Genomic DNA, 10,699 nt, shown 5'->3' on the forward strand with positions numbered 1-10,699 from the left:
GTCATCCCCCAGCCCTGGAGTTGCCATGTCGGCTGCCGAGCAGGCGCGTCATGTCCTGACTTTCTGCGGGAAGTGCAGCTGCGGCTGTCCCGAGCTGTTCGTGGACCACGACGCCGTCCCCGAGCGCCGCATCGTGATCACCGATGACTTCGGTCAGCGGATCCAGATGAGCGTCGAGCAGCTACAGGTCATCGTCGACGAGGCCCGTTCCGGGCAGATCACCACGCTCGTGGACGCGGAACTCGCCCTCGGCGTGCACTGACATGGCGGGTGGCACTGACATGGCGGGTGGCACTGGCATGGCGGGTGGCACCGTGTGGTCGGGCCGCGCGTCCACGCGCCGGTGAATCACGACCATCTGACGCGTTCCGCCACCGGGCTGCCCACCTCCGTCGCGGTTCTCGCGGCGGTGCTGGCCGGGATCGTCGGGCTGTACCACGCCGCTCGTCTGCTCGGCCCGGTCGCCGGTCGCGTGGTCGGGGGGCGTCCACGGTTCGTCCCGGCGGAGACCGGGCACACGATCGTCGCCGTCGGCATGGTCGTCATGTTCGTCGGCCCAGCCGGCTGGTGGCGTTCCCCCGCCTTCGCGCTGGGATTCGCCGGGCTCGCCCTGGTCTTTCTCACCCTGGTGGTGACCGGGCCGGCGTGTTGTGAACCCGCCCGCTGGTCGTGCTGCTCGATGCTGGTCGTGGAGTCGTTGGCCATGGCGTGTATGGCCCGGGCGGGGCAGTGGCCGATGGCGGAGTTCGGCATGGCCGGTGACCTCTCCGGCTGGTTCATCGTCGTGTTCGCCGTCTCCGCGGCCTCCGCGCTCGTCGGATCGCTGCCGCGCCGGGCCTGGGCGTGGATGCGGGCCCGGCCGCTGAGCGCGGGACCGGTCCTGCCCGCCGCGGTGCCGATCACGCCCGCGGCGAGCCGGCTGGTGATGGCCGCCGCGATGCTTGTCATGCTGGTCTGATGCTTCCCTCGGGGCATGGCGGCCCGGGCCCGGCACCGGACGCGCCCTTCGCCCTCGAACCGGGCGAGCGGATGCTGCGGGTCCGCCTCGAGGGCGGGCGGGTCCACGCCAAGCAGGGCTCGATGGTCGCCTACCGCGGCCGCGTCGAGTTCGCCTACCACGGAGGCGGTGTCGGTGGATTCCTGCGGCGGGCCGTCACCGGCGAAGGTCAGGACCTGATGAAGGCGACCGGCCAGGGCACCGTCTGGTTCGCCGACGCCGGCCACCACATCACGATCCTCACCCTCGACCAGGACAGCCTCACCATCAACGGTCGCAACCTGCTCGCCCTCGAGTCGAGCCTGCGGTACAAGGCGACGACCACCTCCGGCGGGCTCGGCGCCATGGTCGCCGGCGGCCTGTTCAACACCGAGATCTCGGGCACCGGTGGGGTGGCGGTGCTGTGCGTGGGTTCACCGCTGGTGCTGCCCACCGACGAGCCGGTGTGCGTCGACCGCGACGCCGCCGTGGCGTGGTCCGCCGGGGTGCGTACCCGGGTCGTCTCGACGTTTCGGATCGGCAACCTCGTCGGGCGCCGATCCGGAGAACTCGCGCAGATCGAGTACTCCGGCCGCGGCGGTTTCGTCGTCGTCCAGTGCGGCGAGACTCCCGTGGTGGAACCCGCCGCCGAGAGGCACTGACGAGCGCCGCCCCCGTGCCGACCTCGCTGGACCAGCATCTGTGGGACGAGCTGTGCGCCGCGCTCGCCGCGCAGGGCCTGCCCGTCCCCGTCGACGCCGGACCGTCCCCGGCCGCGGCGGTGGTCTCGCCGTCATGGGCGTCGGTGTCGGCCTGGGCGGACAGCGGACTGATGTGGCTCACCGGCTTCCCGCAGGCGCCACCGACACTCCCGGACGGTCCGGTGCTCGGCCGGGCCGAGGCCGCCGCGCGCCTGTTCACCGCCCTGTCGGCACGGCTGGGCCGCACGGTGCGACCCGATGTCGCGGTGCTGCTCGGGGGTCGGGCGGCGTTGCTGGGTCTGACCCGGGGAGGAACCCGCTCGGCCGGCGGCAGCTGCCGTCTGCTGCCCGCCGCGGACGGCTGGCTCGCGGTGAACCTCGCCCGCCCCCACGACGAGGACGCCGTCGTCGCCCTCCTCGGCGCCCTCGGCGCCCTCGACGACCCGGCCATTCCGGTCTCCTCCACCGACCCGGCCGTCCGCACCGGTTCGGATGCCTCCGAGGTGGGTGCGCGAACCTGGTCGCCGCTGGGCGCCGCGGTGGCCACCCGTCCCACGCGGGAGGTGGTCGAGCTCGCCCGCCTGCTGGCGATGCCGGTCGCGGCGCTCGAGGTGTCCCGCCGCCCAGCGCCCATCCGAAGCCTGCCCCGACGCCTGGCCCGCACGCCGGGCGGCAGCCACCCCCCGCCCGGGCCAGTGGACCGGGCCGGCGGTGGCCCGATCGGGGGGCGCGTGGTCGTCGACCTGTCGTCGATGTGGGCCGGACCGCTGTGCGCGCACCTGCTGGGCCGGATGGGCCTACGGGTGATCAAGGTGGAGAGTGTGCGCCGGCTCGACGGTGCCCGCCGGGGCAACGCCGACTTCTACGACTGGATGCACGCCGGCCACGAAAGCGTCGTCCTCGACTTCGCCACCCCGGACGGCCGGGCCACCCTGCGCCGTCTGCTCGCCCACGCCGATGTCGTCCTCGAGTCCTCGCGGCCCCGTGCCCTCGCCCACCTGGGAATCGACCCGGACGCGCTGCTGGCGGCCCGTCCGGGTCAGGTGTGGGCGAGTATCACCGCCCATGGACGCACCGGCGCCGCCAGCGACTCCGCTCCCGATCCGGTGGCCTTCGGTGACGATGCCGCCGTCGCCGGCGGACTCGTCGCCTGGCACACCCACACCCACACCCCCAGCCCCACCCCGGTCTTCTGCGCGGACGCCATCGCCGACCCCCTGACCGGCCTGTTCGCGGCGGTGGCCGTCGCCGCCGCCCTGCGCTGCGGCGGTGGCCAGCTGCTGGACATAGCCATGCGTGACGTGGCCGCCTGGACCGCCGCCCCCCTGCCCCGCATCCCACCAGCACCCACGGCCACCGCCGACCCCGCACACATCGCCCCACCCGTGGGCGCCATGGCAGCAGCCGTCCGGATGACCGGTAGCGATCAGCACGGGTGGACGGCGCACCTCGACGGGCACTCCCGTCCGGTCGCGCCCCCCGCCCCGCCCTGGCCGGCCGGGGACACCCCACCCTGGCCACAGGCGGCCGAGCCCGGTGCGCACACCCGCACGGTGCTGGCCGACCTGCCACCCGCCTGACCGCCCACCCGCCTGAGCACGCCAGCCGATGGAGCGCCTTCGTGGATCAGGAGCGCCGACCGTGCAGCCGCGATGATCGACGCGGCCCGAGGGCGTGCTACTGGGAGGTCGGCGCCGGGGTGTGCTGGCTGGGCGGGGTGAGGATCCCGAGTTCGGTGGGATCGTCGTTACCGATGGCCCGTCCGGCGGGCTGGGGTGCCGCGCGCAGGGCGACACCGCTGCTCATCGGGTCGTCCGACGAGGGCCCCTCGCCGGTCCCCGACGGCGGCTCGGATGCCGATGGCTCGGAGGTCAGCGGCTCGGAGGTCAGCGGCTCGGACGTCGGTGGTTCGCAGGCCGGGGCGTCGACGGTCGTGCGCGGTTCGATGTGGGTGATGGCCTCGAAGAAGGCGTCCTCGAGCGGAGTCTCGGGTGAGGAGGCGGAGCCGACAGCCGCGGAGCCGCTGGGTCCGGCCGCGGGCGGTGGCGGGTGCGGCGCGGGCAGGGAGAAGTCCGGCCGGGTCGGGGTGGGTGCGGCGGGGGAGGGGGGACGCGGGTCCAGTTGCCAGACGGCGACGGCGAGGCCGACCAGCCACAGGCTCCACAGCAGCTGTCCGACCACCCGGCCGGTCACCGCCGGATGGATGCCGAAGGGGAGAAGGACGCCGCCGAGGACACCCGCCGAGGCCACCGCGCCCCAGATGCCGAGTCCGACCAGGGCGGCGCGGGGGCGGCGGGCGTCGGTGGGCAGCCGTCCCAGCAGCTTCGAGCGCAGCACCCGGAGCACGAGTGACACCGACCAGCAGGCGGTCAGCGCACAGGCGACGACCTCGCCGATCATGATCGCGAACAGGGTGCGGGCGGCGTCGAAGACGACCGTCGCCTGATCGGACAGGGCCGGTGGCGTCGAGCGGCCAAAAAGAGCGGGGACGACGAACAGCCAGAACAGCAGGCCCACCAGTTGGGCGGCGCTGGCCGCGGTGGCCAGCACGATCGGCAGGGGCCGGTGCGAGCCGCCGGGCAGCAACCGGACGATGCCCACCGTGATCGGCACCAGCAGGGCCGCGCCCACCACCGCCAGGACGAGCCCGGCGACGACGGCGAACCAGTGCTGCTGGACGGCGGCCAGGGTGGCCGTGCCGGACACGGTGAGGACCTCCGGGTAGCCCGCGGCCCGGCGCAGCACCGTCAGGCCGCCGGCGCCGCACACGGCGCTGACCAGCAACAACGCGGCGGTGGTGCGCCGTCCGATGAACATCGACGCCGCACCTCCCGGAAGGCCAGTTTGGTGGCTGAGTCATCACGTAGGGTAATCGACCGGGGCTGGAGTGGCGCGGTCCGCGGCTGGGGCGCGGGTGGTCTGCCCTGAGGCTCCCGGTCCGAGCGCGCGGGCGACCCTACCCGTAGGTGCCGGCCGCGTCGGCCTGGACCCGCCTGTCGTACACATGATTTCCCACACGCTTCGTCTGGATCGGCGTACGGGTGGGCATGACGTCGCCACGGCAATTCCTGCCGGCGACCGACCCGAAGGTAGATGGCAAATGTGGGAGTCCGAAGGTGCCCGATCCCGAGGCTATTGCGGCCTGTTGTCGGTTCGTGTGGCCACCTCTGGGTAGGCTCCCCTAACTTTGGTCAAGCTTACCTTGTGAAGGGCTCTGCTGGCGCCTGTGGAGTCATCTCGGCCCGGCGTGCTGCGAATTCCTTATCCATGTGATTTGCTGATGTCGACAGGGGCGTGTGCCCGCTGCGCTCCCTCGGTCTGTATCGCTGTCGTCGCAGATCGTTGGGGATGCGTGCGGGGCGCGCCACGTCCGTGCGAGCTGGTCCCCATCGTGACGATGCGGGCCGGTCGCCCGGTCGAAACGGTGGGCGGAAGGATGTGGAACTAATGGCGACCCGTGGGGACGCTGAAATTATCGAAGTACTGAACAGCGTGCTGACGAACGAGCTGACGACGATCAACCAGTACTTCCTGCACAGCCGGATGCAGCGTAACTGGGGCTACCGTCGGATCTCGGAGCACTATTATCACGAATCCATCGACGAGATGAAGCATGCCGACCGTCTCATCGAGCGTGTCCTTTATCTCGGTGGTCTGCCGAACCTGCAGCGGCTGCACACCCTGCGTATCGGGGAGACCGTGCCCGAGCAGCTCGAGATCGACCGCAGCGGCGAGTTCGAGAACGTCGAGGTGCTTCGGCGTGGCATCGAGCTCGGCCGTGAGCGTGGCGACATCGGCTCGGCTGTGCTGCTCGAGGAGATCCTGGTCTCCGAGGAGGAGCACATCGACTGGCTGGACGCGCAGCTCGAGCTGATCTCCCAGCTCGGTGCCGCCAACTACCTGAGCCAGCAGATCCACGAGGACGACTGAGCCAGCGCGGCCGTCGCCACCCCACGGCGGCGGGGGGAGCGGGGGCGCCGGGCCGTGGTGTGCGGCGCCCCGGGGACGTCCCGGTATGCGAGAGGCGCGTTTTCCGGACTGCTCCAATTTCGTCACACACTGTTATTTCTGATGGTTGCTCGACGCTTTGTGGGCAGCTCGTCCGGGTTGAAGCCGGCTGTGGCGCTGCAGGATCGATCCTGGGGGCGATAGGGTTCACCCCGGAGGTTCGCTGTACCTGGCGCCGGGGTCCATCCATGGCCTTCCTGGCAGCGGGCCGGAGGGGAGCAGCGGATGATCACTATCCGGTCCCGTCCGGCCGGCTTGTCCGGGGCGGCGGCCGTCGGCGCCGTCGAACCCTCCAGCTGAACCGTCGGGTGCCCCTGGACAGGGGCCCCAGTCGAATCCCTCGCGAACGGAAAGGACCGTGCTCTGGTGGCTACGTACACTCTGCCGGACCTGAAGTACGACTACGGCGCACTCGAACCGTCCATCAGCGGGCAGATCGTCGAACTGCACCACGACAAGCACCACGCGACCTACGTCAAGGCTGCCAACGACACCCTTGACAAGATCGCCGAGGCTCGGGACAAGGGCGACTTCGGGGCGATCGTCGGCCTGGAGAAGACGCTGGCCTTCAACCTCTCGGGCCACATTCTGCACTCCATCTACTGGGAGAACCTCTCCCCGGACGGTGGCGACAAGCCCGACGGCGCGCTGGGCGAGGCCATTGCCACCGACTTCGGCTCGTTCGACGCCTTCAAGGCGCAGCTGACCGCGGCGACGACGACCGTTCAGGGCTCGGGCTGGGGCGTGCTCGCCTACGACCCGACCGGCGACCGGCTGCTCGTCGAGCAGGTCTACGACCACCAGAGCAACGTGGGCATCGGCAACCCGGCGCTGCTGGTGTTCGACGCCTGGGAGCACGCCTGGTACCTGCAGTACAAGAACGTCAAGGTCGACTACGCGGCCGCGCTGTGGAACATCGTCAACTGGGCGGATGTCTCCGCGCGCTACGCGAAGGCCAAGGGCCTCGGCGCCTGAGCGCAGGCGTCGTCCACGGATGTCCGTGGCATCGGCCCGTCCGGTCATCCGGGCGGGCCGTCGTCGTCCGCGGCCACGGGTCGTCGTCCGCGCCAGGGGGTGGACTGGCGTTCCCGGCAACCCTGAGGCACTGTCGGTCAGCGGACCCACTCGCGTGCCGTTACCCCTTTCGGATGGCCGACGCGCCGTCCTACGCTGGGGGCATGCTGCTGAGCGTGGTCCTGCTGTGATGACTCACCGAGTCCCGCGGCTGCCACGTCGGCGTCCCTGACCTGACGGGTCGCCGTGGCCCGGCGACCCGTCCCCTGCGAGAGAGACGGAGGCGCCGATGACGTCGCCCCTGCATCCGACGCTGCCCGCCCCGGCGATCACCCAGGCCCCACCCGTGGGAGCCCGCGGCCCGATCGCCTTCCCCCCTGTCCCCCTGGTGCTGGCCGTCCCACCCGCGCTGCCCGTCTCCCCTGGGACACCCGTCCCGTCTGTCCCACCCGTGCCATCTGTCCCACCCGTGCCATCCGTCCCACCTGGGCCGCGGGTGCCCCGAGTGGAGGAGACCGGGCCCGCCGGTGTGTGGCCCAGTCCGGCGCGGTCCCCGTCCGGAGGTGTCGCCGTGGTGCGCCGGGAGGTCCGCTCCGTGCTCGCGGCGCTGCCGGGCCGCGGCCAGAACGCCCGCGACTTCGACGCGCTCACCGAGCGGCTCGCCCTCGACGGTCACCAGGTCGTCGTCGTGACCGACGGTGCCGTGCGGATACCCGCGGTCGTCGAGACCCGGGTGCCCGGTGTGCCGTTCGTGCTGCTGGGCGCCGACACCGGTGCGTTGGCGGCGCTGGCGATGGTCGGCTCACCGGCGGTCCGCCCGGATGGTCTGGTGCTGCTCGGGCTGCCCTCGCTGCACACGGCGGTGGCCGAGCAGCCCATCGTCGAGTCCCTGCCGCGGGCCCTGCCGGACCTGCCGATCCTGCTGCTGCACGGCGGCGCGGACGAGGTGAGCCCGCTCCCGCTGGTCCGCATGGTCACCAGGACCGCGCCGCGCACCGAACTCGCCGTCGTCGCCGGCGGTCATGATCCCCTGGCCGGTCCGGGTCGGCGCAGCGTCGCCGCCCGCACGGTGCTGTTCCTCGAGGGCCTGCTGGCGGCCGGTCAGGGCAGCAGGTAGCCGCGGCGCACCGCGTCGTCCAGCATCGCCTGGACGTATCCCCACAGCGCCGGGGAACCCTGCTCGATCACATCCCGGTGGGCCAGGACGTCCGCGCGGCGCACGCCGTGCGGACGCCAGGTGCTCCCGCCGGTGTAGAAGTTCAGCAGCAACGGCTGGACGCGGTCGAGGGAACGGGCGAACCGGGCCTCGGCGGTGTGCCGCTGCTCGAACTCCTCCCACAGCGCCCGCAGCTGCCCGGCCTGGTCGGCGGGTAGCTGCGGGAACAGCCGGTCGGCGGCGGCACGTTCGCGCTGTTCCTGTTCGGCGAGCGCCTGGACGTCGTAGACGAACGTGTCACCGGCGTAGATCTCCACGAGGTCGTGGACGAGCAGCATCCGCAGTACCCGGGCCTGGTCGACCTCCGCCGCCGCGTACTCGCCGAGCACGACGGCGAGCATCGCCAGATGCCAGGAGTGTTCGGCGTCGTTCTCCCGGCGGGACAGGTCGATCAGGTTGCTGCGCCGCAGCACCGTCTTGAGCTTGTCGATCTCTACCAGGAACGCGATCTGACGCGCCAGCCGGCCGTCGGTGATCCCCGCCGGCGGCTCGGTCGGCGTCGGTTCGACCCGTGGCATCGGTGGCCCGTCCCGCGGCCGCGCCGGCCGCGGGGGTGGATGCTCGGACGCGGATGTGCTCATCCCTGTGACAGTACGGAGAATCCGCTGACGGGGGCGCGGAGCAGGACAGTAACGGCCGAACGGTCGCGCGTGGTAACCAGAGTGCCTCCTGATGCGTACGCTCGGTAAGCGTGACGGGTGTGGTGTCGCCGCCGGACCACGGTCCGGACGCGCGGGTGCGATCGAGGGTGCGATCGCGCGGCGCGGCGCCCCTCGTCCCACGACGCTTTCGTCCGGGCCTGGATCCGCACCGGTCCGCGGCGGGTCTGGTGCGGCTGGCCCGGGTGGCCGCCGGACGCTGTGACGCCGAGGTTCTCCTGGTGGGGCTGCTCGCGCTGCTGGTGCTCGTGCTGGGCCTGTTCGGCGTCACGCTGCGGGGCGTGGTCGCGCACCGGCTGGCGGCCACCGACGATCTGCTCACCCGGCAGGGCCGGGCGCTGGCCACCGCCCAGGACCTGCGTGCGGCGCTGTCCCAGGCGGACGCGGCGGCGGCGGCCGAGGTGTTCGCACCGGTGGAACTGCTCGTCGACCGGGAGGCCCCGGCCGCGCAGCAGCGACAGCGCTACGACACCGTCAAGTCGGACGTGTCGTTCGAGACGAGTGTGGCCGCCTCGGCACGGGGCGTCCTGGACCTTCGCCGCCTCGACCCCAAACTGTGCCCGCAGGACGTCGGTGACCGGCTGGCGGCCGGGGCGGTGGATCCCGGCGCCGATCTCGGGCAGAGCACCGATGGCGGTGGCCCGCCCGGGGCGGGTCCGGGTCCGGGCGGCCAGTCCGGAGGGCTCGAACCGCCCTGGTCGGACGCCCCACCCGCCCCACCGCACCCGGCCGGCCCGGGCACCGTGACCTCCGATGGTTCCGTGACCGGGTCGGCGGGCTCGGCGGGCTCGGCGGGGCCGGCGGATTCTGGGCCGTCCGGTGGTGCTGGTTCGTCCGGCCGGGCCATCGCGGGAGAGGGCACGGCCGTGGGCGGGAGTGCCGCGGCGGGTCCGACGTCCTGCCCGTTGGATCTGCTGGCGCAGGAGATCCCGGTCTACAACGGGATGGTCGAGCGGGCGCGGGCGAACAACCGGGCCGGGCTGTCCATCGGGGAGGCCAACCTGCGGGCCGCGTCCACGATGATGCGTGCCGAGATCCTGCCCGCCACCGAGATCCTGGTCGCCCGGTACGCCGCCGCGGTGGACCGGGGCTATCAGGACGCGACCGGCTCCCGCGGCGAGTGGGCGGTGGTGCTGACCGCCGCCGTCGCCCTGGGGGTGCTGGTCGGCGTCCAGGTGCTGCTGGTCCGGCGGACCAACCGGCTGGTGAACCCGGGGCTGCTGGTCGCCACCGGCGCGGTCCTGGCGGCGGTGACCTGGACGGCGGTGGCGTTCGGTAGCCAGCAGTCCAGGCTGGACACCGCCCGTGACGTGGGTTACCGGCCGATGACGTTGCTGGCCCGGTCGAAGGCGTTGGCGCTGGAGGCCCGGGTCGACGAGAACCTGTCGCTGGCGGCGCTGGGCAACGGGCTGCGTTTCGACGAGCACTTCGCCTGGGTGGCCCGGGGACTGGGTTTCGACCCGTCCGGCGATCGGCTGCCGCCCGAACCGGTGACCCGTCGTGGGTCCCTGGTCGTCGCCCTGGACGCGCCCGCCGGGGCGGGCCTGCCGGCCGACCTCGAGGGGAACCTGCGGGCCTGGCTGCGCATCCACGAGTCGGTGGTGCGGCTGCTGGCGTCGTCGCCCGATTCGGTGGTCGCGGCCGCCCGTGGCCCCGGTGACACCGGTCCGACGGCGGGCGATCCTCGCTCGTCCGACGCGTTCGGGGCGGCGGTCACCCGCACGCTCGGCCCGGGCACCGCCGCGTTCACCCGGCTGCTGGACAGCCTCGACACGGCGGTGGACACCGCCCGCGGTCGGTTCGACACCGAGGTCCACCGGGCCAGCGCGCAACTGCGCGGACTGCGGCTGGCCGGCCCGGCGCTGGTCCTGGCCGCGATCATCGCCGCGGTCGCCGGCCTGTGGCCCCGCCTGCGGGAGTTCCTGTGAGCGCCCCGTCCGGCGACACCTCGCGGCGGCGGCCGGCCTGTGCCCGGGTGCCCACCGGACGGGTGCCGCTGACGGTCCTGCTGCTGCTGGGGCTGGTCCTGGGCCTGGCGGGGGGGGGGGCCCCCCCCCCCCCGCCGCCCCCCCCCGCCCGCCCCCGACCCCCCCCACCCCCGCCCGCCCGGGCCGCCGCACACCTT

General features: G+C 72.9%; 11 protein-coding genes. 9 read left to right on the plus strand and 2 right to left on the minus strand.

Annotated elements, in window-relative coordinates; translation table 11 throughout:
* Positions 1-25: 25 nt before the first annotated feature.
* From MXD61_RS14585 to MXD61_RS14600, 4 genes are read left to right on the plus strand one after another with little or no spacing between them, the layout of a single operon-like run.
* Positions 26-262, plus strand: coding sequence for a hypothetical protein (locus tag MXD61_RS14585; RefSeq protein ID WP_374628963.1), 237 nt, complete (start codon positions 26-28; stop codon positions 260-262).
* Between the two features lie 54 nt (positions 263-316).
* A complete protein-coding gene (locus tag MXD61_RS14590; RefSeq protein ID WP_248813660.1) occupies positions 317-958 on the plus strand; it encodes a DUF5134 domain-containing protein in 642 nt (213 codons plus the stop codon).
* Positions 958-1,638: an AIM24 family protein gene (locus MXD61_RS14595; protein WP_248813661.1), complete on the plus strand. Its 681-nt coding sequence runs from the start codon at positions 958-960 to the stop codon at positions 1,636-1,638. The genes MXD61_RS14590 and MXD61_RS14595 overlap by 1 nt, the downstream gene beginning before the upstream one ends.
* 14 nt (positions 1,639-1,652) lie before the next feature.
* Entirely contained in the window at positions 1,653-3,257 is a 1,605-nt protein-coding gene (locus tag MXD61_RS14600; protein WP_248813662.1) for a CoA transferase, read from the plus strand.
* A gap of 97 nt (positions 3,258-3,354) precedes the next feature.
* Here MXD61_RS14600 and MXD61_RS14605 read toward each other — a convergent pair whose 3' ends face one another.
* Positions 3,355-4,494 carry a hypothetical protein gene (locus MXD61_RS14605; RefSeq protein ID WP_248813663.1) on the minus strand — a complete coding sequence of 380 codons (1,140 nt, stop codon included), beginning with the start codon at positions 4,492-4,494 and terminating at the stop codon, positions 3,355-3,357.
* A 630-nt stretch (positions 4,495-5,124) separates the two neighbouring features.
* Here MXD61_RS14605 and bfr point away from each other — a divergent pair.
* From bfr to MXD61_RS14620, 3 genes are all read left to right on the plus strand, one after another.
* On the plus strand, positions 5,125-5,607 hold the full coding sequence (gene bfr, locus MXD61_RS14610; protein WP_248813664.1) for a bacterioferritin: 483 nt from the start codon (positions 5,125-5,127) through the stop codon (positions 5,605-5,607).
* 444 nt (positions 5,608-6,051) lie between these two features.
* Positions 6,052-6,660 (plus strand): superoxide dismutase, encoded by a 609-nt coding sequence (locus MXD61_RS14615; RefSeq protein WP_163549352.1) that lies wholly within the window; start codon positions 6,052-6,054, stop codon positions 6,658-6,660.
* 328 nt (positions 6,661-6,988) lie between these two features.
* Positions 6,989-7,816, plus strand: a complete 828-nt coding sequence (locus tag MXD61_RS14620; RefSeq protein ID WP_248813665.1) for an alpha/beta hydrolase — start codon at positions 6,989-6,991, stop codon at positions 7,814-7,816.
* Here MXD61_RS14620 and MXD61_RS14625 read toward each other — a convergent pair.
* Positions 7,801-8,433, minus strand: a complete 633-nt coding sequence (locus tag MXD61_RS14625) for an HD domain-containing protein (protein WP_248813667.1) — start codon at positions 8,431-8,433, stop codon at positions 7,801-7,803. The two genes, MXD61_RS14620 and MXD61_RS14625, sit on opposite strands and share 16 nt — an antisense overlap.
* 230 nt (positions 8,434-8,663) lie before the next feature.
* Here MXD61_RS14625 and MXD61_RS14630 point away from each other — a divergent pair, with 230 nt between their 5' ends.
* The gene (locus MXD61_RS14630; RefSeq protein WP_248813669.1) at positions 8,664-10,502 is read left to right on the plus strand and encodes a hypothetical protein; all 1,839 of its coding nucleotides are present in this window, start codon (positions 8,664-8,666) and stop codon (positions 10,500-10,502) included.
* A partial coding sequence (locus tag MXD61_RS14635; RefSeq protein WP_248813671.1) for a hypothetical protein occupies positions 10,499-10,699 on the plus strand: 201 nt, incomplete at its 3' end. The genes MXD61_RS14630 and MXD61_RS14635, both read left to right, overlap by 4 nt.

Source organism: Frankia sp. AgPm24 (assembly GCF_023243055.1).
In the GTDB taxonomy this organism is placed as follows: Bacteria; Actinomycetota; Actinomycetes; order Frankiales; family Frankiaceae; genus Frankia; species Frankia umida.